Raw genomic sequence first — 25565 nt, forward strand, 5'->3', positions numbered from 1 at the left:
TCCCCCGCTGACGCAGGGGAGGAAGAAACAGTCCCCTCCCCTGCAAAGCGGGGGAGGGTTAGGGTGGGGGCAACCGCCCGCCTCACTTCACCTTGTAAAGCTGGAAGTACCGCCCCTCCTGCACCAGCGTCAGATGCTCCGGCACCGGGTTGGCACGGCCGGGCTCGCTGAACAGCACATAGACGTAGCCGAAGCGCCGGGGCCAGTCGGCCCAGTAATGGTTGTCGCGCAAGCCCGGCTGGCGCACCGCGTCGGCGACGTAGCCGATGCGCGGCATGTAGGTGAAATCGCCGTCCAGGTCCGCATAGTCCGGCTTCAGCAACAGCACCTGCTTGCCCGGATGGGTGAAGGCGATGGGCACAAGGCTGGACCGCTCCATCAGCGCCAGCACCGGCGCGTGGTGCAGGCCGAAGGACAGGGCGCGGTCGTCGGTGAACTGGGTGGCACGGAAGACCGACTTATGCAGCGTCTCGTCGGCGTAGGTGGCGAGCACCGTGCTGCCCGGCTCGATGCGCAGCAGCGACTGGCGCACCTCCTCCAGCAACGGGTCCACCTTGGCCAGCCCCACCCCGGCGTCGGCGCTGCGCAGGAGCGACAGCGCAACGACCACGGACAGGAAGGCCACGCGCATGGCCGAGGTCGCCAATTCCCACCGCACGAAGCCCAGCGCGACGAAGGCGATGCCGATGGGCAGGCGGCTGTCGGCGAACCAGGAGCCGAACAGGACGAGCGGCATCGCCGCGTAAACCACCAGCCCCAGCGCGATGGTGATGGCGCCGACTGGATGGACGCGCAACGTCCTGCTCCACAAGCCCCAGGCGATGCCCAGCCCGACGGCGATTCCCGTCACGTAGCCCACGGTGTCGGCGTAGCCGCCGAAGAGGAAGTCGAAGCCCATCAGCTTCGCCATGCCGACCCACAGCACCGCGTCGGCGAAACCGGAGGACGGGCTCATCAGCAGCAGAGGCGGCACGATCAGGAAGGGCAGACCGAAGGCCAGCGCGTCCGGCAACGCCCGCCGCGGGTCGCGCCAGCCGCCGCTCCGCCACAGCCGCCAGCCTTCGAAGGCCAGCAGCGTCAGCCCGTAGAGGCCGAGCGCAAACAGGTGCGAGATGAACAGCAGCAGCACGACGCCGAGCGAGGCCAGCCCGCGCTGCCAGGGCGCCCGCTCCCGCATCATGATCCAGCCGGCGATCCCCCACAGCGCCAGCCCGAGCCCGAACAGGTAGTTGAACAGTCCCATGTAGGTGGACAGCGTGTAGAGGAACAGCCCGGCGGCCAGCGGCCCCAGCTCCACCCGGCCCCAGACGGCGCGGTAGAGCGCGATGGAGCCGGTGACCAGCACCAGATAGCTGGCGGTGACGAACAGCCGGCTCGCGGTGTGCACACCGATCAGCTTGGCCAGCGGCGGCACGACGATGTCCATCACCAGATTGGGGATGATCGCCCAGCGCACCATGTAGAATTGCGCCAGCGCGGGGTCCTGGTCCAGATGGGCCAGGGCGTACATCCGCGTGACGTGGTTGACGTAGTCGCCCAGCGCCGGGATCTCGAACATCCAGACGGGGACCGAGGCCGCCACCAGGATCAGCAGGGCGGCGGGCCAGACATACACGGACTCGGCGCGCGACGCCGCCCGCCCGTCGAGGGTGAAATCCCTGAACATGCGGCCCCCTCAGACGCTTTTCGGGAAGGACTGGGGCGGAGCGCCAGAGGCGGCCGCAGGAGCAGCCGCAGGGATCGACGCCGTGGGGGACGCCTGCAGATCCTCCGGATAGCGGTTGTGCAGGCCCGCCCGGTAATGGGTCCAGAATCCACGCAGACCCTTCATGTCGGCGCGCCGGTGCAGCAGGTAGTAGAGCGTGTATTTGACCATCATACGGGCGATGGACTTGCGCTCGTAGGTGGCGTGGATGTAGCCCATGTTGCGGAAGAAATAGGGGGCGCGGTTCTCCGGCATCTCCTCCACCGTGCCCAGGAAGCCGCCGGCCAGCGGGCGCTGGGTGCGGCGGTTGCGCGGGTGGACGTGCAGGGCGTGCACCGCCGTCCCGTCGCGCAGCCCGGCCCGGCGGGCGCGCAGCGTGAACTCCCACTCGTCGCCCCAGATGAACATCTCGCGCTTGATGTTGCCGATCCGCTCGAACACGCGGCGGCGCAGCAGGGTCCCGTTGAACAGCGCGATGGTGCCGGGCACGATGCCGTCCTGCGCCGCGGCGGCGAAGGCGTCGGCTTTGGTGAAGCCCTGCATGGTGAAGGCCAGATCGCCCCGATCCTCCGCCGCGACCACGGTCGGCCCGACGAGGTCGAGATCATGCCGCTCCCCCTGGCGCAGCAGTTCGGCGAGCGCGCCGGGCGCCGGGATGCCGTCGTCGTCGGTGCTCCAGATCCAGCGGGCGCCCAGTTCCAGCGCCGTGGCGAAGGCGGTGTGATAGGCCCCGGCGGAGCCGATGTTGGCCTGCCGGACCACCAGAAGCTCCGGAACCGCCGCCCGCTGCTCGGCCAGCCATTCCGCGGTGCCGTCGCTGGAGCCGTTGTCCACCACGACGATGCGGTCGGGCCGCGGCTCCTGCCCATGGATGGCCGCCAGACAGGTCTTCAGCAGGGCCAGACGGTTGTGGGTGACCACCACCGCGACGACCGGAGTCTCCCAGGGCGTTTCCCGAGGCCGTTCCTGGGCTCCGGTGTCCAGCGTCCGGGGCGTCTGGGCTTCTGACATGCGGTTTCCGTCCTTCGTCTGTGCCTTGAGCGTCTGTGCTTCGGGCGTCTGTGCCTTGGGGCCGTGCCTCGACACGAGGCCACCCCAAGTTTTTTGCTTTGCGAAGAGAGGGCAATGCCCCGGACGGAGAGGGGCGGCACCATTCGCATAGCCCGAAAGGAGAAAAATCAGCTCAGACGCATCCAGCCGGTGCCCCACAACCACAAAACGGCGAATCCCATCGACAAAAGGGTCATCGGGATGCCGCAACGGGCGTGCTCCAGAAAGCCGAGCTGGACTCCGGACGCCGCCGCCCGCTCCACCACGATGATGTTGGCGAGGCTGCCGGGGATCAGCAGATTGCCGGCCAGGGTGGACAGCACCGCCAGCCCGTAGAGCGCCCCTTCCGGCGGCGATGGCCAAGCGGCGAGCAACAGGATCACCGCCGGCACGTTGCCGATGCTGTTGCTGGCCGCAAGAGCGAGCGGTGTCATCACCGCCAGCCGGTCGGGCAGCCAGCCGGCGGCTTCCAGGCCCGACACGAACTCCGCGGGCAGGCCGGTCAGCTTCAGCGCATGGTTGATGGCGAACAGCGCGGCGAAGAGGACCAACAGATGCCAGTCCACCATGCCCAGCATCCCGCGCGAGGCCAGCCGCCGGCTGATCAGCATCGCCCCGGCGACCAGCAGCACGCCGATCTCGTGCGGCAGGTCCGTGGTGAACAAGCCGAGAAGCGCGAGGGTCGCCACCACCGCCTTGCCGAGCTGCGCCCGGTCCAACGTCACCGGCTCCGCCCCGCCCTGCCCCGCGGCACCGTCGTCCGGCTCGCCGAAGCGGCCTCGCCAAGCGAGCCACACCACGGCGTAGACCGCCACGAGGCCGACCAGCGCCGGCACCCCGCACACCGCCAGAAAGCGCCAGAAATCCAGATGGCCCAGCTGGCCGATCAGGATGTTCTGCGGGTTGCCGATCACGGTCGCCGCCGACCCGGCGTTCGCCGCGCCGGCCAGGGCGATCAGGTAGGGCCGCGGGTCCAGCCGGCGGGCCAACAGACCGACGCAGAGCATCGGCGTCATGGCGAAGACCACCACGTCGTTGGCGAGCACCGCCGACAGGCCGCCGCCCACCGCCACCGTCACCGCCAGCAGCCGGGCCGGAGAGCGCGCCGCCTGCGCCACCCGCAATGCGCACCAGTCGTAAAAGCCGCTGGCCGCGTACTGGGCGGACAGCACCATCAGCCCGAACAGGATGAACAGGGTCGGGAAGTCGATCGCTTCCGTCACCTGCCCCGATTCCAGCGCCCCGATGGCGAGCAGCAGGATCGCCGCGACCAGGGCGATGCCGGTGCGGTCGATGCGCAGGCCGGGAAAGCGCCCCAGAGCCATGCCGACATAAGTGAGGACGAACAGCGCGACGACCGTCAGCGTCATGGGCGGGACGGTCAGCAAGGGATTGGGCATGGATGGAGGAGTCGCTGCGGGGTGGAGGAAGCCCCTCTATAACGGCCCGCACAGGGTCAGGCCATAGGCGCCAAGCCAAGGTCAGGCCAGCGTGACCGTCATCCCTTCCCGCGCGGCGAAGCAGTTGGGGAACACCGCCTGGGCCGCCGCCTCGATGGCGGTCATGGCGGCGTCGTCATGGTCGGGGTCGTGGTGGAACAGAACCAATTGCTTGACACCGGCGGCCTGCGCCAGCCGGACGCCCTCGGTCCAGGTGGAATGACCCCAGCCGATGCGGTTCCGCCACTCCTCGTCCGTGTAGGTGCTGTCGTAGAGCACGAGGTCGGCGCCGTCGATCAGGTCGAGGATGTTGCGGTCGGGATGGCCGGGCACATGCTCGGTGTCGGTCACATAGACGAAGGATTTGCCCAGATGCTCGATGCGATAGCCGGTGGCGCCGTCCGGATGGTTCAGGCGCGCCGTGCGGACCTGCACCCCCTCGCCCAGCGCAAAGCGGTCGCCCGCCGTGATCTCATCGAAGACGATGTTGCTTCCCATGGTGCGCATCGGCACCGGAAACAGGGGGCGTTCCATCTGCCGCGCCATGGCCGCCTCGGTCCCGGGGGTGCCGTTCAGGTGGCCGGAGACGATGCGCAGGTGAAAACCCTTGTTGTAGGCCGGGGCGAAGAAGGGAAAGCCGCAGATGTGGTCGAGATGGGTGTGGCTCATCAGCAGGGTCGCCTCGGCGGCGCCCTCCTTCAGCAGACGCTTCCCAAGCATGCGGATGCCGGTTCCGGCGTCGATGACGATGCGCTGGCCGCCCGCCTGGACCTCCACGCAACTCGTGTTGCCGCCGAAGCCCATATGGGACGGCAGCGGGCAAGGGACCGTGCCGCGAACCCCCCAGAAGGTCACCGAAAAGCCCATACCGCCCTCGATACACCGATCTCCGGACCACCGCGCCGCACCGAGCCTGCGGGTGAGGACCGTTAAAACGGCATTTTAGCATGGTTTTCGGTTTACGCGGTGACGACCGTCACAGCCCCACCGGTTCCAAAGAGGGAGCCCGCCCCCTTCCGGATTGGACCAAGTCGATAGCCTTGGAGCAGCCGGTGCACGGTCAACTGGTCCACAGGATGCTTTCGATGAACCGTTCGCAGGACCGGCGGTGGTAGCAGCCGACGCAGCCGGTGTCGGGGCAGTCCAGTCCGGCCTTCAGAACGGTCAGCCCGTCCACCAGCCGGTCCTTCGTGGCCTGATCGATGACGTCCGCCACAAGCACGTCGCGGATCGCCTCCGCCACGAGGTCGTCTTCCTGTTCCGGTACGATCACGATATGCCTGAGAGCCTGCATGCGAAACACCTTTCCGTGGTCCAACTGCACCACAGGGGTGTTTCGCCAACATTTCAGGCGGAGCGCTCAAAAAAGACGAATTGCTGCAATCCGACACGTCTATTCGCAACGACTGACGGAATCCTGGACGATCACTCCAAACCAGCCGAGTCCCTTGTAGGTTTCGTAACCTGGAGTCACGGCGAAACCCACCACACGCCCCTGGTCGTCGGAGTAGCTGCCGTGCCCGTGGCCGCCGGTGCGCAAGGGGAAGCTCTCCGTCAGGACGCCCCTGCGGTCGGAGGCAGCGATCACGCGGCAACGGCTGTCCACCAGAAGGCAGCGGGTCCGGGAGCGCTCCTCGTCGGTCAGGCGGACGGAATCGACCACGCCTTGGGATTGATTCTGCCAGTCGAAGAAGACTCCCAGCACGCCGATGACGGGGCTGTTCTCCTCGCCACCCTCCCGGATGGCCGTGGCGTAGGTGGCGACGGTCGCACGGTCCAACAGGTCGTTGGCGCCGATGTCGGCCACCGCGAAGTCGGTGCCGCTGCGGGTGGCCATGGCCTCGCGGAACCAGGATTCGGACGCGACCGAACTGCCCACGGCGCGGCGGTAGCGGTCGGGCCGTCCCGTCGCCAGAACCACGCCCTTAGCATCGACGACCCAGAGGTCGAGATAGACCGTGTAGGCGCCAAGGATGACGCCCAGCCGCTGCACCGCTTGGCGCCGGTTGGCCTCGGACGGAGCGGTGGCGCAATCCACCACGGCGCTGTCGGTGGCCCACCACCGCACATCGCAGGACCGCTCGTACAAATTGCGGTCCATGATGTCGATCATGTTGAGCGCCAGATCGGCGAGCCGTCCGCCGCGCAACTGCGAAACCAAGCGGTTGCCGAGCGTGTTCAACTCGTCGGTTTGCACCGCCATCTGGGCGCGCAGTTCCCCGCCGATGCCGGTGATCCGCTCCGAGATGGCCTTCACCTCCTGGGCCACCACGGCGAAGCCGCGTCCAGCCTCCCCGGCGCGCGTCGCCTCGATCAGGGCGTTGAGCGCCAGGATCTTGGTCGTGTTCGTAACGGCCTGGATCTCGTCCATCTTGCGCGTGGCAAGATCGGACACGGCGCGCGACAACGCCACGATACGCTCGGGCATGAACATCACCTCCAAGGATTATCGGTGACGACCCCCAAAGGATGACCGAACAACCACTTGTCGGCTCATTCAATCATCCGCAACCCACCCGAGCCGCATTGAATCGACGCAATCACACATCCGCAACACAGAACGCCAGCCAGCGCCGTGCCACACCCTGCGGCGCAATGTCATCCCCCGGTATGCGGAAGTGGAACGGCTCAGACCTTGTAGGCCAGACGCAGGCCGCCCCAATGGCGTCCGCGCACGGTGATCGGAGCCGACACGTCCTTCATCAGGGCATACTGGCCGCCCCCCATGTCACGCCGATAGGTCTGGAGCAGGAACGGCTTCATGCTTCGCCCCGCGGCCAGGCCGACGCGGTCGTTGAAGATGCGGCGGTTGCGGCAGTTGGCCGCGTTCCACGTCGGGTCGGCACCCTGGGGCTGGCTGAACCTGCGGTTGTGGGTGGGAAGATAGCCGTTGGAGTCGACCGCCACGCAGAAGACGATGCGTTCGCTTTGCCCCAGCAGCGAATCGAGCACCCTCGGCAGCATGCGGTCGCAGAACTCCGTGAAGCGGGTCATGTGCTGCTGCGGGTTGGAACCGGGGATGGGCTGGTAATTGCTGTCGAACAGGTCGCCCTCGCGAACCTCGCCGCGCGACAGCGCATCCTCGAAATCGGCGGAGATTCGCGACGCGGCGTCACGGACCATGCGGATGAAGGGCGTGTCCACCGTCTCCACGTCCAACTCGGCGGTGATGCCGATCAGCCGCTCGCTCATGCCGACCAGCGTGTTCACGCGGTCGCGAGCCTGGGCCAGATTGTCGCTGGACAGCTGCACACCGACCGCGAGGTCGTCGATCTCGTGCTGAAGCTCCTCGCAGTTGGCACCGATCTCGGAGGAGGCGGCGTCGATCTTGTCGGTCTCGCCGTTCAGTTCCGACATGGCCCGGCCGACGGTCTCGATGACGGCGCCGATGGCGGTGGTGCCCTCGCTCACCGCGCGGGCCTTGCCGGCGCTGGACGCGCTTTCGGCCATCAGGCGCTGCGCCTGGTCGTTGAGATACTTCAGAGTGGCGTCGATCTCCGTCGTCGCCTCGCTGGTCTTCTTGGACAGGGCCTTCACCTCGTTCGCCACCACGGCGAAGCCGCGCCCGGCCTCGCCGGCGCGGGCCGCCTCGATGGTGGCGTTGAGCGCCAGCAGGTTGGTCTGCTTGGCGATGACGAAGATTTCCTTGGCGACCCGGCCCACGCGGTCGAGCGCCTCCTGAAGGCCGGCGATCTGGCCCTCAATGCCCCCCACCGCGGCGACGAGAGCGTGGATGTCGTCCATGGACCGCTGCACCCGGTCGTGGGAGGATTCGACCTCCTGCCGGGCCTGCTCGGTCACGGAGCGCGCCACGGTCGCGGCGGCGGAGATGCGCTGCGTGCTCTCCGACATCTTATTCCCGGTCCCACGCAACTGCGCGAAAACGTTGGCCTGATGGCCGAGGCGGCCGTTGACCTCTTCCACATGGCCCGCGATGTCCGCGATCTCGATGCCGAGATTGCCCGCTTCGGTGGCAATGTCCGCGATCAAATGAGAGCGGCCGCCGAACGCACTGTCCATTTTTCCGCCATCCGTTTCACAAGAATGCGCAGAGCGCTAAAATCCAATGCAATTATTACCGAACCCTTACAAATGCGCAACGGAGGAAGGGTCATTCTAAAAGGCAATGTGCTCAATTATTGCGCTCTGGTAACCCGCTCGCAACCGAAGGCGGAGAAAGCGTCAGCCCGCACTGCCCTCGACGCCCTGGCCGGGGGCGCCCTGGCCATCCGCAATGCGACGGTCCAGCCGGTCGTCCTGAAGACCGGCGGGCTCCTGGTGGATCAGAACCTCAGCGCCGGGGAAGGCTTCCTTCAGGCGGTTCTCCACCCGATCGGTGATGTCGTGCGCCCTGGCGACCGACAGCGAGGGGTCGAGTTCCAAGTGCAGTTCGATGAAGGCGCCAACGCCGGAGCTGCGGGTGCGCAGGTCGTGCATCCCCGCGACGTCCGGTTGCGCCATCACCAGCGCCGCGATGCGCTCCCGCTCCTCCACCGGCAGCTCCCGGTCCATCAGGACGTTCAGCGCCTCCCTGGCGACCTTGCGGGCGCCGTAGAGCAGGAAGGCGGCGATGCCCAGTCCGAACAGCGGATCGAAGGCGCTGATGCCTGTCCATCCCGTCAGCAGGATCGCCAGGATGACCGCCGCGTTCATCAGCAGGTCACCAGAATAATGCAGCCGGTCCGCCCCCACCGCGACCGAGCCGGTGGCCGTCACCACATGGCGTTGGAAGGTGATCAGGCCGGCGGTCAGCAGGATGGACAGCAGCATCACGGCGATGCCCACCGCCCCCTCGCCCACCGGCTGCGGGGTGATGAGGCGGCGCACCGCCTCGATGGTCAGGAACAGGGCGGAGCCGCCGATGAAGGCGGCCTGGGCCAACGCGGCCAGCGCCTCCGCCTTGCCATGGCCGAAGCGGTGCGCCTCGTCCGGCGGGCGCAACGCCGTCCGCACCCCCAGCAGCGTCACCACCGAGGCCATCATGTCCGTGCTGGAATCGATCAGCGACGACAGGATGCTGACCGAGTCGGTCGCCAGATAGGCCGCCAGCTTCGCCAGGATCAGCGTGAGGGACACCGACACGCTGGCGTAGGTCGCGTAACGGCGCAGCCGGTGCGAACGCGATTCGCTCATGAGCGCCTTCTTATGTGATGACGGCACCCGTCCTTTACGGGAAAAGACGCTCCGTCGTCCAGCGCGCGGGCTCCGCCGCCGCCGGGTCGCCCTCGCGCAGATACAGAGTCCGCTCGTGGAGGCGGAAGGGGCGGTCCTGCCAGAACTCGATTCGCCGCGGCAGGATGCGGAATCCGGTCCAGTGCGGCGGGCGGGGAACGGCGCCCAGGCCGAACTTGGCGGCGAATTGGGCGACCCGCTTCTCCAGCTCCCAACGGCCCTCCAGTGGGCGCGACTGCTGCGACGCCCAGGCGCCGATGCGGCTCTCCCGCGGGCGGCTTTCGAAATAGGCGTCGGCCTCGGAGTCGGACACCTGTTCCACCGCGCCCTCGACGCGGATCTGGCGCCTCAGGGTCTTCCAGTGGAAGCACAGCGCGGCGTTGGCGTTGGCCAGAAGCTGCTCGCCCTTCCGGCTTTCCGTGTTGGTGTAGAAGACGAATCCGCGCGGATCGACGCCCTTCAGAAGCACCATGCGCACCGACGGCGCCCCCTGCGCGTCGGCGGTGGCCAGCGCCATGGCGTTGGGATCGTTGATTTCGCTGCGGGTGGCTTCGTCCATCCAATCCTGAAACAGGGCGTACGGGTCCCGGTCGTTGGATTCGCTCATCTTGCCCTCGTTGCGCGGCCGTGGCCCAAGTTTCAACGTCAAGTTTCGGCGCCGTTCCCGGCGTCTTCCCAGTTCACAAATATGCCCAATTCACAGATAGGATAGCCTCGCATATATGAGTGTCCACCGGTGCGCCAGAAGCAAGGCACGCCGGCTCCCAACCTTTCGAGGCAGCATCGATGTTCGTGAAGAAACTCGTCCCGGCGGCGATGGCGATCGCCCTGCTTGCGGGTTGCGTCAGCACCTCGCAGGAAGCCACCAAGAACGCCGAGACCGTCGGCGGCCGGATCTCGTCGACCTATGGCAACGCGTCGGGCAAGGTCGCGTCCTCAGGCACCGGCCCGCTGCTGGGCGCCTTCATCGGCGGGGCCGCGGTCCAGCCCTCGGGCGCCGCCCCCCCCGCGACCCCGGGCCAGCGGGCCCACCCCGCCCCCGTCCGGGACAAGGTGGGCTGGACCAACCCGGCGACGGGCCATCACGGCTCGCTGACCACGACGCGCGAGGGCTACAACAACGCCGGCCAGTACTGCCGTGAGTTCCACCAAACGGTAACCACAAAGAGCCAGACCGAATTGGCTTACGGAACCGCTTGCAAACAGGCCGATGGTACGTGGAAGATTGTCGCCAATTCGTAACGCCGTATCCCCGGGCTTCGGGGTGGAATAACTCTGTTCGTGGAAAGCATGCGTGACCCTTATCAAATCCTCGGCCTCACCCGCTCCGCGAGCGCCGACGACATCAAGAAGGCGTACCGCAAGCTCGCCAAGGAGTTCCACCCCGACCTGAAGCCCGGCAACGCCGCGAACGAGGAGCGCTTCAAGGAAATCTCGGCGGCCTACACGCTGCTGTCGGATTCCGACAAGCGCGCCCGTTTCGACCGCGGAGAGATCGACTCCTCCGGCCAGGAGCGCCACCACGGCTTCGGCGGCCGCTCCCGCGCCAACGCCGGGCGCAGCCGCGCCTACAGCGGGGCCGGCGGCGGTGGCGACGATTCCTTCTTCGGCGGCGAGGACTGGTTCTCCGACCTGTTCAGCGGCGGACGCAAGCGCGGCGGGGCGGCGGGTGGTGCCGCCGGCGGCTCGCGGTCGCGCGGCAGTGACATCAACTACTCGGTCTCCGTGCCCTTCGTCGAGGCGGCGCAGGGCACCAAGCGGCGCATCAGCCTGTCCAACGGCAAGAGCATCGACGTCACCGTTCCGCCGGGGACGGAGGATCAGGCGAAGCTGCGGCTGAAGGGCCAGGGGCTTCCCGGCGCCGGCGGCTTCGGGGCCGGCGACGCCATCGTCGAGGTCCATGTCGAGGCGCACCCCTTCTTCACCCGCCAAGCTTCCGACATCCATGTCGAGGTGCCGATCACCCTGAACGAGGCGGTTCTCGGCGCCACCATCCGCGTGCCGACCATCAGCGGTCCGGTCGCGCTGAAGATTCCGCCGGGGGCCAACACCGGGTCCACCCTGCGGCTGCGCGGCAAGGGCGTGATGAACCAAGCGACCAAGCAGGCCGGCGACCAGTATGTGAAGCTGAAGGTCGTCCTCCCCGACCCGCCCGACGCGGAGTTGGTCAAGTTCATGGAGGAATGGTCCAGGACGCGCAGCTACGACGTGCGCAAAAAGGCCGGCCTGGAGTGAGCCGGAGCCGTTAACCCTCTCCTCACTTGTATGTCAAAGAAAAGTCTTGGATCGAATGCGGTTGATGCGGGCCGGTGGCGCCTTCATCAATGACGGCGATGTGCCGGAAACGGTTTTCGCTGCTTTCGTAGGACGCCATGCCGCCGATCCCGAAAAAGTATCTGACCGCCCTCGCCGTTGTTGCTGCGCTTCTGCTTGGCTGGTTCGCCTTCGCGGCCTGGACCGACTACGCGCGTGACGGCGCCGAGGAGATCGCGACCTACAGCGACTTGGTGGCGGCGGCCGAACGGGGGGACATCGCCTCGGTCACCTTCCGCGGCGACGGGGCGCACGCCGTCACGCCGGACGGCCAGCGGCTGCGGGCCGTCGTTCCGGTGACCGACGACCTGCTGAAGGAACTGCGCGGGCGGAAGATCGCCATCGCCTTCGAGGAGGAGGCCGGCGGGCTGGTGTCGGGCACCGTCTCCGTCTTGGAGAAGCTGGCGCCCTTCCTGGTGATCGGCCTGCTGATCGGCGCGCTGCTGCTCAGCGGAGGGCAGTTCCTCGGCGGCAGCCGGGCCACCCGCGTCCGCCCGCGCGACACCGGCACCGTCTTCGCCGACGTCGCCGGAGTGGACGAGGCAAAGGAGGAGCTTCGCGAAACCGTGGAGTTCCTGCGCGACCCGCGCCGCTTCGCGATGGCCGGCGCCCGCGTGCCCAAGGGCATTCTGCTGGTCGGCCCGCCGGGCACCGGCAAGACGATGCTGGCGAAGGCCGCGGCCGGCGAGGCCGGTGTGCCCTTCTTCACCGTGTCCGGCTCCGACTTCGTGGAAATGTTCGTCGGGCTGGGCGCCGCGCGGGTGCGCAGCGTCTTCAAGACGGCGCGGGCCGCCGCCCCCTGCCTGCTGTTCATCGACGAGGTCGACGCCCTGGCCGGCAAGCGCGGCGAATCCAACTCCCATTCGGAGCGGGAGCAGACCCTGAACCAGCTCCTGGTCGAGATGGACGGCATCGTCAATGGCGGCGAGGTGGTGGTGATCGCCGCGACCAACCGCGCGGAGATGCTGGACCCCGCCGTGACCCGGCCGGGCCGCTTCGACCGCCACATCCATGTCGCGCTGCCCGACGTGGCCGGGCGCGAGGCCATCCTGGGCGTCCACACCGGCCGGCTGCACCTCGCCCCCGACGTTTGCGTCCGTACGGTGGCGCGGGGCACGCCCGGCTTCTCCGGCGCGGAACTGGCCAACCTGACCAACGAGGCCGCTCTGTCGGCCGCGCGCAACGGGCGCGTCATCGTCGGCATGGCCGATTTCGAGGCGGCGAAGGACCGCGTCCTGATGGGCAACGAGCGGCGCAGCCTCGCCCTCTCCAGCCATGAGCGGCGCCTGACCGCCTATCACGAGGCTGGTCACGCGCTGGTCTCCATCCGCTGCCCGGAGGCCGACCCCATCCACAAGGCCACGATCATCCCGCGCGGCCGCGCTCTGGGCATGGTCGTGCGGCTGCCGGAGGGCGACCGCGTGTCGGTGTCGCGCGCCAAGCTGCTGGCCGACATCGCCGTCGCCATGGCCGGGCGCGCGGCCGAGGACCTGGTCTTCGGCGCGGATGCGGTCACCACCGGGGCGGAGGCCGATTTCCGCGCCGCCACCGACCTCGCCCGCCGCATGGTCACCGCCTGGGGCATGAGCGACGCCATCGGCTATGTCGCCCACGCCGGCAACGACCCGGCCATCGTCCGGTCCGAGCGCACCGCTTGGCGCATCGACGAAGAGGTCCGCCGCATCACCGACGAGGGGATGGAGCGCGCCCGGCGCATCCTGGCCGCCGACCGCGCCGCACTGGAACGGATCACCGCCGCCCTGTTGGAGCGCGAGACGCTGAGCGGCGAGGAAATCGGCGCGCTGGCGGAGGAGCAGCGGGAAACGGAAGCGGCCTGATGGCGAATTTTCTCGTTCACATTCAACGACAAACATTGCTGCATACGCGCATACATTGGTAAAATGCCGTAGAATTTCCGCACAGCTGTGCGATCAGCATCGGGGCTGAGGATGGCAGACGCGGTTGCCCGCCGGACGATACTGGCCTTGGCGCTCGCCGGAATAACGGCGGGCGGCCTGCCGTCGTCCGGCCTCGCGGCAACCGCCGACTCCGTGACCGCTCCGCTGACCGTCAGGGTCGGCGCCTACGAGTTTCCTCCCTACGTCACCGAATCCGGCGGCGGCGTCACGCAATCCCTGCTCGACCTGCTGAACGCGGAGCAGACCGACTTCCGATTCGAGCTGGTCCGCACCTCCCCCCAGCGGCGCTACGAGGACATGGAGCGTGGCCGCTTCGACATGATGGCCTTCGAAAGCCTCGCCTGGGGTTGGAAGGGGCGCCCCGTGGAGGCCTCGCGGGTGTATCTTCACGATGCGGAGGTATTCGTCGCCAAGGCCGGTCCCGGCATGGACCAGAGCTACTTCGACCGGCTGGACGACAAGACGATCCTGGGGCGGCTCGGTTACCATTACGCCTTCGCCGGCATGACCGCCGACCCGGAGGTCCTGGAGAAGCGCTTCAACACCCGGCTGACCGTCACGCATGAGGGCAACGTGCGCAGCGTCGCCGCCGGACGCGCCGCGCTGGCCATCGTCACGCGCTCCTTCCTGGCGCAGTTCCTGAAGGCCAACCCCGACATGGCGCCGCTGCTCCTGGTGTCCGACCGCACCGACCAGATCTACGAGCACACTATCCTGGTCCGCCGCGACGGTCCGGTCAGCGCGGCCTGGGTGAACGGCACGCTCGACCGGCTGGAGCGCAGCGGCGCCCTGCCGGCGCTGTGGACCCGCCAGGGAATCGTCCCGTGACCGAACTGCGCTCCCTCGCCGTTGGACGGCATGACCGTTCGCTGCTGACCCGCATCGGCAGCGTCATCCTGGTCACCGCCGCCGCCGTGGGAATGGTCGCCGTGGCCGTGTCGGCCAACGTGGTGGAGCATCAGCAGTTCTCGGCGCTGACCAAGCGGGCGCAGCTGGTCGCCGCCATGCAGACGGACGCGCTGGCCAACCCGATCTGGGAAATTGACGACCGCGCTGTCCGCAACATCATCGATTCGCTGCGCGAGCGCGACCCGGCCATTCTCGCCGTCTCCGTCTTCGAGCCGGGGCGCAGCGAACCGATGGCGGTTTCCGGCGACCCCAGGGTCGTGGCCGATTCCACCATGGTCGAGAAGGCCATCGACCTGCGGGGGCGCGACGGAGTGACCCGGCAGGTGGGGACTCTGCGCCTGCTCTATTCGACCGAGGAAATCCACCGGAACACGCTGGACGCGCTGCTGCCGGTGGTCGGGCTGCTTCTGCTGTCCTTGGTCACCGCGATCGCCATCATCAGCGTCATGCTGAACCGCGTCGTGCTGGGCCCGCTGCGGCGCCTGACCCAAGCGACCCAGGCGGTGTCCCGCGGCGATTACGGCGCCCGCCTCGCCTCCGAGCGGGAGGACGAGATCGGCGTCCTGACCAAGACCTTCAACCGCATGGCCGAGACGGTCCAGGACTACACCCAGACCCTGGAATCCCGTGTCCAGGAGCGGACGGAGGCTCTGGCCGACATCAACCGCCGCATCATGGACAGCATCAACTACGCCCAACTGATCCAATCCTCCATCCTGCCGAAACCGGAGGTTCTGGAGGGCGGGCTGGCCCAGCATTTCGTCCTGTGGCGGCCGCGCGACGTGGTCAGTGGCGACTTCTACTATTACCGCGAGGTCGAGGACGGCTTCCTGATCGGCGTGGCCGACTGCACGGGCCATGGTGTCCCTGGCGCCTTCATGACGATGACGGCCAGCGCGGTGCTGAACAACGTGGTGGACGGCATGGGCGCCGCCGATCCCGCGGCGCTGCTCGCCATGGTGGACGGCAAGGTGCGGGCGGCGCTGCACCAGGACGGGGACGCGGCAAGCTGGGAGGGCGGCTTCGACAACGGGCTGGACCTGGCGCTGTGCTACGTCCAGCCGGCGCAGCGGCGGCTCGTCTATTCCGGTGCCCGCCTGCCTCTGGCCATCGCCGGTCCGGACGGGTTGACCGAGATCCGCGCCGACCGCCGCAGCCTGGGCTACCGCGCGTCCGGCCCGACCCCGGCCTTCACGAATCACAGCCTGGAGCTTCGGCCGGACCAGACCTTCTACATCTGCACCGACGGGCTGACCGACCAATGCGGCGGGGAGCGGGGGCGGAGTTTCGGGAAGCGCCGGCTGCACGGTGTGGTCGAGGAGTGCAGCGTGCTGCCGCTCGACCGGCAGAAGGAGCGCATCGAGGCCTGCCTGTCCGGCTTCCAGGGCGATCGCCCGCAGCGCGACGACATCACCATGGTCGGCTTCCGCGTCCGGCTGGCCGGCGACCCGGCGGCCCCGACGCGGAACACCCTGTGGGAAATCGCGTAACTGCTTTCGTGAGGATTGCGTAATGCTGCAGCAGGGGACCTTCGCGGGCCGAAGTCGCTCGACCTACCATTCGAATTCATATAGTTTTCGCGCCGGCCCTGTGAACAATAAGCACCGGTAACGGGGGAGCAGAGGGGATGGCGGCCGTTACGATCGTTGTCGTCGAGGACGAAGCGTCTCTGCGACGTGACATGATCGAATACCTGCGCAGTTGCGGCTTCGATGCGGTCGGGGCGAAGAATGGGCGCGAACTGGACGAACAGATCGCCTCACGCCCGGTCTCCTTGGTTGTTCTCGACGTCAATCTTCCGGGTGAGGACGGATTCAAGATCGCCACGCGGCTGCGCGAAAATCCCGCCATCGGAATCATTATGGTGACTGCCCGCGGCTCCACCGTGGACCGGGTGGTCGGGCTGGAATTGGGCGCCGACGCCTATCTGGTGAAACCCGTCGAGATGCGTGAGCTGGAGGCCCAGGCCAAGGCCCTGCTCCGCCGTCTGGAGACCAGCAACGGCGCCACCACCTCGCCGGCCCCGCAATCCTCCAGCCAGCCCGCGACGGACGAGGCGAGCTGGATTCTGGACGCCACGGCCTGGGCGCTGACCAGCCCGGCGGGCGTGCGGGTGAGCCTGACGAGCATGGAGATGAAGCTGGTCTCGCTGCTGGCCGGGCAGGCCCGTCAGCCGGCGACCCGCGACCAGATTTCGGTGGCGCTCTACAACCGCCGCTGGAACCCCGACGATCGTTCCATCGACACGGTGGTCGGTCGCCTGCGCCACAAGGTGGAAAACGCGATCGGCGAAACCGCCCCGGTCAAATCGGTCCACGGCGTGGGCTATGTGTTCTCCGCGCCGGTCCGGGTGATCTGAGGCGGTTCAGGCGGAGGCATCGTCCGGAGGGGTGCTCCTCGGAAAGGTCAGGACGAAGCGCGTGCCCTGCCCCGGCGCGCTGTCCACCGAAATCGCCCCCTTCAGCGCTCCGACCGCCAGATTGTGCACGATGTGCAGGCCGAGCCCGCTGCCCCCCTCGCCGCGCCGGGTGGTGAAGAAGGGATCGAAGATCCGCGGCAGATGGTCCGCCGGAATGCCCCGGCCATCGTCGCTGTAGACCAGGCGCACGGTTCCTGGCTCCGGTTCCTGCACCGTAATCGTCAAGGCGCCGCCCTGCCCCTCCGCGCCCTGCGCGTCGACGAAGGCGTGGGTGACGGAATTCATCACGAGGTTGGTCAGGATCTGCGACAGGGCACCCGGATAGCTGTCAACCACCAGCCCGTCCGGGCAGGACACGGAGATGGTGTGCCGGCCCTGGCGGAGCTTCGGCTCCAGGCTGACCAGCGTCTCCTGGATGTAGCGGTTGAGATTCACCGCCCGCCGCTCGGCGCTGGCGCGGTCCACCGCCACCTGCTTGAAGCTGGCGATCAGCTTGGCCGCCCGCTCGCAATTGGTGAGGATCAGCGCCGTGGTGTCGGTGGCGGTGGCCAGATAGCGGGAGAAGTCCGCCTTGCTCAGCTCTCCGGACTGGGCGCGCCGGCGCAACCCGGCGGTGGCGTCGGACAGATGCGACGCGCAGGACACGGCGATGCCCACGGGGGTGTTGATCTCATGCGCCACCCCGGCCACCAGAGCGCCGAGCGACGCCAGCTTCTCGGCGCGGACCATCGCCTCCTGGGCTTCGCGCAGGTCGGCCAGCGCGGTTTCCGCTTCCTGCCGGCGGCGCTCCAGCTCCTGGTTGGCGGAGCCGATCTGCGCCTGAAGCCGGTCGCTGACCCGGACCAGCCGGCGCTGCTCGCGCGTGCTGCGCTGGAACGCCTCCACCAGCGCCTCGAAATCGGCGCGCAGCTCCGGCGCGGCGGCGCCCAGCCTCTCCCCCAGAAGGCGGGCCTGCTCGATGGCCTGCTCCTCAGCGGCGAAGAGGTTGAAGGTCATGACGCCCCGTCTGCCGGGATCTGTTTGAGCGTGAAGGCGACGTGCTGCAGATCCTCGGCGAAATCCTCGCCCAGTTCCTGCATGGAATCGTCGTTTTCCTCGTAGCACCAGGTCACGGAGATGCTGCGCCCTTCGCTGGCCGCCGTCTCCAGCATCTGGAAGATGTTCATCAGGGCCTTCGCGCTGGAGCTGTTGAAATACAGCAGTTCCATGTCGAAGCGGATGGGGTGGCCGCCCGCCTCGGCGAGAAAGGCGCGGAGCGATGCGAAGATCGGGCCGAAGAAGGTCGCCACGTCGTCGGGATAGGACTCGCCGCTGAGGCGGAGCACGCCTTGGGAGAAGTCGAAATCGACTTCGGGCGTCCGGCCCGTCGCGGGCAATTTCAGGGATTCCATGGTCGTCCGGATGTCCACAGCCGCTCTCAGATCCGAGCCTTGAGACAGAAGAAGCTCTTGCCTTCGTCCAATTCGAGGAAATCATACTCGATGGGTTCGCTGGCGCGGCGCGCAATCTCGATCAACCCGATGTTGGCGCCCCGTGCGCCCTCTTCCGGGGTTTCGCGCAGCTGCTCCCGGTAATAGGTCTTGATCGCGTCCTTGTCCAAGCCCTTCAGATACTCCAGCCGTTCGCGCAGGCGCGGAACGTCGGCGTTGTACACGGTGTTGCCGCAAACGATGAAGACCTTCCCGCCTTCCATGCCGATGGTGACCATGCCGGCGCTCAGTTCGACCGGCTTCTCGCGCGCGCCGGTCACCTTCTCGGCGGAGTAACGGATGATGTTCTGCATCTGCTCGACAAAGACGGCGAAGACCCGGCGGACCGTCGGGCCGTCGGTTTCTTCCAGAGTCATCTTTTCACGCAACGCCTCGCCCAGGGAATAGAGTATCCCCTCGGACAGATAGCCGCTGAATGAGAAAATGATGCCTTTCTCGTCGAGGTCCCGTTTGATCCCGGCATATTGCTGAGCGAGCATAATGGAGTCCACGGTTCTTCCGTTGGAGTGCGAAAAGGCCGCCCGCCGCATCTGAAGAGTCCGGACCGGTTTCCGGCAATCGCGTCGGCCTTGTTATGAACACGTTACATTTCCGTCCGCGGCGCTGAAAGGATTATCAGGGGTGAGCGGTGGCGGACCGGCCTTGCGCGTTCAGCTTTTCATGGGAAGGCGAACGCGGAAGACACTGCCCTGCCCGACCATGCTCTCGGCGCTGATCGAGCCGCCATGCAGCAGGATGATCTGCCGCACCGTGTGCAGCCCGATTCCCGTCCCCGGCACACCCGCCGACCCGGTTCCCCGATAATGCCGCTCGAACAGCAGGGGCAATTCGTGCTGCGGGATGCCGCGGCCCTGGTCCGCCACCTCCACCACCGCCATGCCGGCGTCAGACAGCCCGCGCACGGTGATGCGGCAGTCGCCGTCCGAATATTTGAAGGCGTTGTTCAGAAGGTTGCTGAACAGCATGCCCAGCAGGTGCCCGTCGGCCATCACCATCGGCGGCAACCGGTCCAGATCCAGGTGGAAGTCGCAGCCGATGTAAGCGGTGCGGAAGGGTTCCGTCACCGAGTGCAGCAGCGCCCTCAGGTCGACCTCCGCCCGCTGCACCCTCAGCGTCCCGGCCTGAAGCCGCTCGTCGGTCAGATGGGTGTCGATCAACCCGGTCAGCCGCTGAACGCTGCTGCGGATGACGCGCAGCCGTTCCAACGAGTCCGGGGTCTCCCGCTCCGCCCGCAGGGTCAGCATCTGAGCGGCGCTGTCGATGATGGCCAGCGGGGTGCGGAATTCGTGGCTGACCATGGTGACGAACTGGCGCTGCTGCTCGCGGGCGACCAGCTCCGCCTCCAGCGCCCGCTCCACCCGCTCCTTGGCCGCGACCAGAGCGGCTTGGTTGGCGGCCAGCTCGGCCGTCCGCTCACCAACGCGCCGTTCCAGCGATTGGTTCAGCGCCACCAGATCCTCGTACAGGCACACATTGTCGAAGCCGATGATGACACGGGCGCAGAACAGCTCCAGCAACCGATGATCGTCTTCGCGATAAGGCTCGCTCCGCTCCAGGGCGAAGACCGTCGTCCCATGCTCCCGCGTGCGGAAGGCCAGGATGCAGCGGGATGACCCGAAACTGCTCTGCTGCGTCTCGAAGGCGGAAATCACCTGGGCGGTCAGGTCGGGCTCCAGCGTGTCGGAAGCGGGTCGCCCGACGAACCGCGCGAAGCGTCCGGAGCCGGCGACCACGGAGGCCCGCGTCTTGCCGTCGCCGCGGTCCACCAGCCGGCAGGCCAGAACGGCGCCGCCGCTGTTGTCCACGACCTTGCTGAGCTGGTCCACCAGCTCTTCCACCAGCGTGCGCATGGAGCGGGTTTCGAACAGCGGGGCGGAGGCGACGAGGATGCGCTCCAGCCCCTGGCGGTGCCGTTCGATGGTCACGATGTCGCGCCACGCCCGCAGCCCGCTGACCAGCGTCGTGAACAGGCGCTGGGCGGTGAGCTCGCTTTTGGCCTTGTAGTCGTTGATGTCGTAGGCGACGACCACGTCCCGCTCCGGCGCCTGCCCAGGCTGGCCGGTGCGCAGAATGATGCGCATGCGGTGGTTGTTCAGATCCTCGCGGATGAAGCGGACCAGACGCAGGCCGGCGTCGTCCGTCTCCATCACCACGTCGAGCAGGGCCACCGGAATGTCCGGGCGGGTCAGCAGAAGCGACCGGGCAGCCGCTGCGGATAGGGCGCTGACCACTTCGAACGGCCGGTCTTCGAACTCGAAATCGCGCAGCAGCACCTCGGTCATGGTGTGGACCTGGGGATCGTCGTCGACCACCAGCACCGGCCAGGGGTCCGCCGGGCGGGCGTTGGCCGCGGAGTCGTCGGCAATCCCATCGTCGGGGCCGAACAACGGCTCATCGTCCAGACCTTCGTCCATATCCTGGCCCATGGTCTCCTCCACGCATGACCTACCCAAATCGTTCCGCATCGACGGACAAGGAAGGCACCAAAGCGGTACGAGACCTAAGCCCACCCGTCCAGGGCTGTAGCAAATTGTCACAAAACGCCATGCATTAGAGGCACCTAGCACCAATTTGGGCGGATTCTGCCCTTTGATGAATACCCAGGTATTACCGTTATCTTTTATACTCTCCGAAAACGAGGGAGTTTGCCCGCGTATGGACATGGACCTCAGGGGTGGGAACCTCAAAAACGGGGATTCCAATGGTAGGGACCTGAACGCTGCCCTCACCAGCCGGTGCGCGGCGTTCCGCCGGTTCCTGTCGCGCTTCGACCACCGTCCCGGTGCGTCGCGGGCCGCGGACCCGCCGGCCAGCCTGCCGGTGCGCGCCATGCTTCTCGGCCTGCTGTCCAGCCGGCGACAGGCGCACACGCGCCGCCTGTGGGCGCGATGGCTGGAGCCGGTGATGCTGCGCGATCCGGTCCTGTTGTCGGTCGCGGACCCGCTGCCCGGCTGCATCCGCGTTCTCGACACCGCCGGCTGGTGGCCGGCCCTGTCGCGGCGCATGGACGATCTGTCGGCCACCGTGCAGAACCGCCTGGACAACCGGCTGGCCGAAGGCGCCCTGGACCGGGTGCTCGCCTCTCCGGAGATGGTGAACTGGGCGGAAGTCTTGCGCGACCGCTCGCTGGCCGTCCTGGACGCGCTGCGCACCGATCCCACCGCGCTCGCCCTGTTTCTGGAAGAGGCCAACAGCCACCGCATGCGTGCCGCCAGCACCCTGGCGATTCCCGGCGGCGTCGCGGCGCTCCGACCGTTGGACGGCACGGACGTGGACACGCTGACCGCCGCGCTGCGCCTGTCCGACGGATGGCGGACGCTGGGCGGGCGGGCGCCGGACATGGAGATCGACGAGTTGCTGGCTTGCGTGCGCGGCGCGCTGTCCAACGACAGCGTCCCGCCGGAGGCGATGGCCTTGTTCGCGGTGGCCGGTCTCTACACGCGCCGCGACCCCCTACTCGGCGCGGCGCTGCGGGCGCTGCTGCCGCTGCCGCTGGTCGATTCCGCCGCCGCATGGCTGACGGCGCACAGCGAGGAGACGGATGGCGGCGCTTCGGGCTTACCGGTGCTCGGCGGCAGCACGGCGCACGGCTCCGACCGCGGGCTGCGGGACCTGTTCGAAGCCGCGCGGCGTTCCGGACAGTCCCTGTCCGCGCCACCGGCCGGACAGCTGGCGCCCCCCCTGGCCGGGGTGATGAACGCCTCCGGCACTCCGGGCGGGCGCTGATGGTTCGGATGGTGACGCGATGAACATGGACATCTTCGTCCTCGCCGTGCTGGTCCTGTGCGTGGGCGCTCTCGGCCTTTCCGTGGTCTATGAGGCATCGCGCCTCACCACCACCGCCAGCCGCAAGGCGTTGGTGCGGCGGAAGCTGGATGCCCAGGCCGTCGACCTCGCCGCACTCGGCCGCCGGATCGAGGACGCCCAGGCCGAGAGCGCCGTCCGGCAGGAGGCCCTCGACCGGCTGACCGCCGAGCGGGGACGCCTGACTGGCCTGATCGCGTCGGTGAAGGCGTCCAAGATCGCCCTGGTGCACGAGGTCGGCGACGCCCAGAGCGGCGCCCAGCGCTATGAGAGCGAGTTGCGCACCGTCCCGGAATTCGCCCGGCTCGATCCCCGGCGCATGCTGTTCGCTCGGGCGATCTGGGAGCGCCGGAACATCGCCCGCGTCTGGGCCGACACGCCGGACGCCGCGGCGGCGATGCTGCAGCGCGCCTTCAGCACGCGCAACGGGGTCCTGTTCTCGCGGCCCGAGACGATCCCGTTGATCCCGGCCGCAAGCGGGGCCAACGAGGGCGCGCGGCCGGTCTCCCCATGACGGCGATCCTCCTCTACGCGGCGCTGCTGCTGCTGGCGGCCAGCGTGCTGGTGAACCGGATGGGCGAACGCCGCGTCCGCGCGGCGCGCGACGAGATCGCCACCGCCGAAAAGGACATCCGGACCATGGAGCAGCGCGTCCAGGAGGCCCGGAAAACGCTGGAGACGACGCGCGGAACACTGGGGGGCCTAGAGGAGGCTCTGGCCGAGGCGAAGCGGCAGGCCGAAGCGCTGGAGCGGCAGCTCGATGCGGCCCAACAGGCACCGATGGAACTCTTCCACGTCTTCGACCGGCTGGAGGCCCGCCCCGGAACCATCTGGGAGGTGGCGGTGCGCCGCGCCCCGGACGCGCTCTACACCAGCGCCGCCATGGCCGCCTCCTGGCGCGACGGGCGCACCTACCTGATCGTCGCCGCCAACCAGAAGGAGGCGCTGGACCGCGTCGCCCAGCGCTTCCCGCGCGTGAACGGCTACGAGATCGGTCCGGTCCTGACCTGCCGCCTGTTCCTGCCCATGGACGCGGCGGAGCGCAAGAGGGCCGGACACGCCCTGTGAGGCCCGCCACAGCGCGGCAAGGGCACCATGGCTAGAGTGGGGTGGTCGACCCTCCTGCCCTGGTGACCGCCATGACCCACCGTATCGCAACCCGCCTTCAGCCCCTTCCCGCTCCCCAGCCGGCCACCCGCAAGCGCCCCGAGCCCAGCCTCGCAGTCCTGCCCCTGGACGACCGCCGCTGCCCCCGCCGCGAGGTCGCGGTGCTCTGCGAGACGGACAGCGGCCATCGCTGGGACGGGGCTTGACCGGACCACCCGCATGCCCATATCCCGGTCGCCTCTCCCGTGAGGACGACCTCACCACGGCACGCCCGACCATGGCACACCCAACCATGGGACACCCACGTCGGGAGTGGGGAGTTCGGCGGGGACGACCCTGCCTCCAATCCACCGGAGGTGTTCCGTGTCCTGGGTCATCCTGTTCTTTGCCGGCCTCTTCGAAATCGGCTGGGCCGTCGGCCTGAAGCAGACGGAGGGTTTCACCCGTCCCATTCCCACCGCCCTGACCGTTGCGTCGATGGTCATCAGCCTCGCCCTGCTGGGGATGGCGCTGAAATCGCTGCCGCTCGGCACCGCCTACGCCGTTTGGACCGGCATCGGGACGGTCGGCACCGTCGTCCTGGGCATCTGGCTCTATGGGGAATCCGCCGACATCCTGCGGCTCGGCTGCATCGCGCTGATCGTGGCGGGCATCCTGGGGCTGAAGCTGATCACGCCCTGATCCGCCGTTGGTGGCCCGCCGTCAGGCGCGCTCCCTTTGCAGGGCCGCCCGCGCGGCGTAGCCGATTCCCCCAACCACCGCGAGGCCGGCGAGGAACGCGAAGCCGCGCGCCGCGGTTCCCGTGGTGCTCAGCGACAGGCGCTCCTCCTGCCCGGTGAAGCGCCCGTGCGTGCGGTGCACGCCGGGCACCGGCTCGAACAGGTTGTCGGGCCGACCGAGCGCTTCCGTTTCCTCCGTCTCCTGCCCTTCGAAGGCGGTGAAGGCCACCCGGTAATCGGCATAGGCGGGAAGCGCCTGCGTTCCGAGGATCGCCTCGGCGGTGGTGAAGCCCAGCCAGTGCTCCCGCTTGGGGTCCGCCGCGGCCTGGACGATGGCGCGTCCGATGTCGTCCGGGTCGAAGATGGCGCCGACCGGCTTCGCCCGGCGCGGCATGTGGCTGCGCGCCCAGTCGAATTGCGGCGTGTTGACGGCGGGCAGATGGACCATGGTCACCCGCAGGCGGCTGCCGTCATGGATCAGTTCCGAGCGCAGGCTGTCGATGAAGCCGCGGATGGCGCTCTTGGCGCCGCAATAGGCGGCCTGGAGCGGGATGGAGCGGTAGGCCAGCGCCGACCCGACCTGAAGGATGAGGCCGCGGTCGCGCGGCAGCATGCGGCGCAGCGCCGCCATGGTGCCGTGGACGGAGCCGAGATAGGTCACCTCGGTCACCCGCCGGATTTCCTCGGGCGTCAGGTCGCGGATGCGCCCGAACACCGTCACCATGGCGTTGTTGACCCAGACGTCGATGGGACCCAGCGCCCGCTCGGCCTGCTCCGCGGCGGCTTCCACCGCGTCGGCGTCGGCCACGTCGGCGGGCAGCACCAACGCCGTCCCGCCGAGCCGCTCGATCTCCGCCGCCACATCCTGCAGCGCGTCACGGGAGCGGGCGATCAGCCCAACCGCAGCACCCCACTCCCGCGCGAAGGCGAGCGCCGTCGCCCGTCCGACCCCTGCGGACGCTCCGGTGACGACAACGACGGGCCGGTTCCGGCTGGCAACGGGGGAAGTGGGCATGGCGGCAGGGCTCCGTGGGCTGGGACGAGCATCGACGCTGTCCCAACCCGCCCGGAGCCCGCCGGTTCCGCCGCCGTTACGCCTACGGCGCCTCGACGATCTCGAAATCGTGGGTGATCGCGGCGGTGGCGCCCAGCATGATGGAAGCGGAGCAGTATTTCTCCGCCGAGAGGGCGATGGCGCGCTCGACCTTCGCCGGGTCCAGGCCGCGCCCGGTGACCACGAAGTGGACGTGGATCCTGGTGAAGACCTTGGGGTCGGTCTCGGCACGCTCGGCCTCGATCTCGGCCACGCAGTCGGTGATGGCCTGACGGCCCTTCTCCAGGATCATCACCACGTCGAAGCCGGTGCAGCCGCCCATCCCAATCAGCAGCATCTCCATGGGACGGATGCCCAGGTTGCGCCCGCCCGCCTCCGGCGCGCCGTCCATGACCACGGCGTGGCCGCTGCCGGACTCGCCGACGAACATCCTGCCGTCAACCCACTTCACCCGCGCCTTCATGG

Annotated in this window: 26 protein-coding genes; 11 read left to right on the forward strand and 15 right to left on the reverse strand. The window is 68.2% G+C overall.

Annotated features, from left to right (window positions below):
* Positions 1-82: 82 nt before the first annotated feature.
* From H0B54_RS04810 to pdxH, 9 genes are all read right to left on the reverse strand, one after another.
* Complete coding sequence (locus H0B54_RS04810; protein ID WP_188259433.1) at positions 83-1666, reverse strand: hypothetical protein; 1584 nt, start codon at positions 1664-1666, stop codon at positions 83-85.
* 9 nt (positions 1667-1675) lie between these two features.
* The gene (locus H0B54_RS04815; protein WP_188259434.1) at positions 1676-2716 is read right to left on the reverse strand and encodes a glycosyltransferase; all 1041 of its coding nucleotides are present in this window, start codon (positions 2714-2716) and stop codon (positions 1676-1678) included.
* A 167-nt stretch (positions 2717-2883) separates the two neighbouring features.
* A complete protein-coding gene (locus H0B54_RS04820; RefSeq protein WP_246472324.1) occupies positions 2884-4155 on the reverse strand; it encodes an SLC13 family permease in 1272 nt (423 codons plus the stop codon).
* Between the two features lie 81 nt (positions 4156-4236).
* Positions 4237-5061 (reverse strand): MBL fold metallo-hydrolase, encoded by an 825-nt coding sequence (locus H0B54_RS04825; RefSeq protein WP_188259435.1) that lies wholly within the window; start codon positions 5059-5061, stop codon positions 4237-4239.
* 193 nt (positions 5062-5254) lie between these two features.
* Positions 5255-5488, reverse strand: coding sequence for a hypothetical protein (locus tag H0B54_RS04830; RefSeq protein ID WP_094302337.1), 234 nt, complete (start codon positions 5486-5488; stop codon positions 5255-5257).
* A 99-nt stretch (positions 5489-5587) separates the two neighbouring features.
* Positions 5588-6622, reverse strand: a complete 1035-nt coding sequence (locus H0B54_RS30160) for a methyl-accepting chemotaxis protein (RefSeq protein ID WP_188259436.1) — start codon at positions 6620-6622, stop codon at positions 5588-5590.
* A gap of 200 nt (positions 6623-6822) precedes the next feature.
* Positions 6823-8214, reverse strand: a complete 1392-nt coding sequence (locus H0B54_RS04840; RefSeq protein ID WP_188259437.1) for a methyl-accepting chemotaxis protein — start codon at positions 8212-8214, stop codon at positions 6823-6825.
* Between the two features lie 162 nt (positions 8215-8376).
* The gene (locus H0B54_RS04845; RefSeq protein ID WP_188259438.1) at positions 8377-9327 is read right to left on the reverse strand and encodes a cation diffusion facilitator family transporter; all 951 of its coding nucleotides are present in this window, start codon (positions 9325-9327) and stop codon (positions 8377-8379) included.
* A 34-nt stretch (positions 9328-9361) separates the two neighbouring features.
* Complete coding sequence (pdxH, locus tag H0B54_RS04850; RefSeq protein ID WP_188259439.1) at positions 9362-9973, reverse strand: pyridoxamine 5'-phosphate oxidase; 612 nt, start codon at positions 9971-9973, stop codon at positions 9362-9364.
* Positions 9974-10152: 179 nt separating this feature from the next.
* Between pdxH and H0B54_RS04855 the strand changes: the two genes are divergently transcribed.
* The 6 genes from H0B54_RS04855 to H0B54_RS04880 all read left to right on the forward strand — a co-directional run bounded on the left by H0B54_RS04855 (position 10153) and on the right by H0B54_RS04880 (position 16866).
* Positions 10153-10608 carry an RT0821/Lpp0805 family surface protein gene (locus tag H0B54_RS04855; protein WP_188259440.1) on the forward strand — a complete coding sequence of 152 codons (456 nt, stop codon included), beginning with the start codon at positions 10153-10155 and terminating at the stop codon, positions 10606-10608.
* A gap of 48 nt (positions 10609-10656) precedes the next feature.
* Positions 10657-11601: a DnaJ C-terminal domain-containing protein gene (locus H0B54_RS04860; protein WP_188259441.1), complete on the forward strand. Its 945-nt coding sequence runs from the start codon at positions 10657-10659 to the stop codon at positions 11599-11601.
* A gap of 137 nt (positions 11602-11738) precedes the next feature.
* Entirely contained in the window at positions 11739-13517 is a 1779-nt protein-coding gene (gene ftsH / locus H0B54_RS04865; RefSeq protein WP_188259442.1) for an ATP-dependent zinc metalloprotease FtsH, read from the forward strand.
* A 111-nt stretch (positions 13518-13628) separates the two neighbouring features.
* On the forward strand, positions 13629-14426 hold the full coding sequence (locus H0B54_RS04870; protein ID WP_188259443.1) for a substrate-binding periplasmic protein: 798 nt from the start codon (positions 13629-13631) through the stop codon (positions 14424-14426).
* On the forward strand, positions 14423-15997 hold the full coding sequence (locus H0B54_RS04875; protein ID WP_188259444.1) for a SpoIIE family protein phosphatase: 1575 nt from the start codon (positions 14423-14425) through the stop codon (positions 15995-15997). Before H0B54_RS04870 ends, H0B54_RS04875 begins: the two co-directional genes overlap by 4 nt.
* Positions 15998-16134: 137 nt before the next feature.
* A complete protein-coding gene (locus H0B54_RS04880; protein WP_188259445.1) occupies positions 16135-16866 on the forward strand; it encodes a response regulator transcription factor in 732 nt (243 codons plus the stop codon).
* Positions 16867-16872: 6 nt separating this feature from the next.
* Here the strand turns inward: H0B54_RS04880 and H0B54_RS04885 are convergent, their stop codons facing one another.
* The 4 genes from H0B54_RS04885 to H0B54_RS04900 form a co-directional block, all read right to left on the reverse strand.
* Entirely contained in the window at positions 16873-17922 is a 1050-nt protein-coding gene (locus H0B54_RS04885; protein WP_188259446.1) for a sensor histidine kinase, read from the reverse strand.
* Positions 17919-18317, reverse strand: a complete 399-nt coding sequence (locus H0B54_RS04890; RefSeq protein WP_188259447.1) for a DUF1987 domain-containing protein — start codon at positions 18315-18317, stop codon at positions 17919-17921. The genes H0B54_RS04885 and H0B54_RS04890 overlap by 4 nt, the downstream gene beginning before the upstream one ends.
* 26 nt (positions 18318-18343) lie before the next feature.
* On the reverse strand, positions 18344-18907 hold the full coding sequence (locus tag H0B54_RS04895; protein WP_343068895.1) for a SiaB family protein kinase: 564 nt from the start codon (positions 18905-18907) through the stop codon (positions 18344-18346).
* Between the two features lie 159 nt (positions 18908-19066).
* On the reverse strand, positions 19067-20842 hold the full coding sequence (locus H0B54_RS04900; protein ID WP_188259448.1) for an ATP-binding response regulator: 1776 nt from the start codon (positions 20840-20842) through the stop codon (positions 19067-19069).
* Positions 20843-21071: 229 nt separating this feature from the next.
* On the opposite strand from H0B54_RS04900, the gene H0B54_RS04905 reads away from it, so the two are divergent.
* The 5 genes from H0B54_RS04905 to sugE all read left to right on the forward strand — a co-directional run bounded on the left by H0B54_RS04905 (position 21072) and on the right by sugE (position 24008).
* Positions 21072-22142 carry a hypothetical protein gene (locus tag H0B54_RS04905; RefSeq protein ID WP_188259449.1) on the forward strand — a complete coding sequence of 357 codons (1071 nt, stop codon included), beginning with the start codon at positions 21072-21074 and terminating at the stop codon, positions 22140-22142.
* A gap of 19 nt (positions 22143-22161) precedes the next feature.
* Positions 22162-22734 carry a hypothetical protein gene (locus tag H0B54_RS04910; RefSeq protein ID WP_188259450.1) on the forward strand — a complete coding sequence of 191 codons (573 nt, stop codon included), beginning with the start codon at positions 22162-22164 and terminating at the stop codon, positions 22732-22734.
* The gene (locus tag H0B54_RS04915) at positions 22731-23288 is read left to right on the forward strand and encodes a hypothetical protein (protein WP_188259451.1); all 558 of its coding nucleotides are present in this window, start codon (positions 22731-22733) and stop codon (positions 23286-23288) included. The genes H0B54_RS04910 and H0B54_RS04915 overlap by 4 nt, the downstream gene beginning before the upstream one ends.
* A gap of 71 nt (positions 23289-23359) precedes the next feature.
* Positions 23360-23533: a hypothetical protein gene (locus H0B54_RS04920; RefSeq protein WP_188259452.1), complete on the forward strand. Its 174-nt coding sequence runs from the start codon at positions 23360-23362 to the stop codon at positions 23531-23533.
* 157 nt (positions 23534-23690) lie between these two features.
* Positions 23691-24008, forward strand: a complete 318-nt coding sequence (gene sugE, locus H0B54_RS04925; RefSeq protein ID WP_094307331.1) for a quaternary ammonium compound efflux SMR transporter SugE — start codon at positions 23691-23693, stop codon at positions 24006-24008.
* Between the two features lie 21 nt (positions 24009-24029).
* On the opposite strand, the gene H0B54_RS04930 is transcribed toward sugE, so the two are convergent.
* Positions 24030-25061, reverse strand: coding sequence for an SDR family oxidoreductase (locus tag H0B54_RS04930; protein ID WP_188259453.1), 1032 nt, complete (start codon positions 25059-25061; stop codon positions 24030-24032).
* An 82-nt stretch (positions 25062-25143) separates the two neighbouring features.
* Positions 25144-25563, reverse strand: a complete 420-nt coding sequence (locus tag H0B54_RS04935) for an OsmC family protein (RefSeq protein ID WP_094307333.1) — start codon at positions 25561-25563, stop codon at positions 25144-25146.
* Between the last annotated feature and the right edge of the window lie 2 nt (positions 25564-25565).

Source organism: Azospirillum tabaci (genome assembly GCF_014596085.1).
Lineage (GTDB): Bacteria > Pseudomonadota > Alphaproteobacteria > Azospirillales > Azospirillaceae > Azospirillum > Azospirillum tabaci.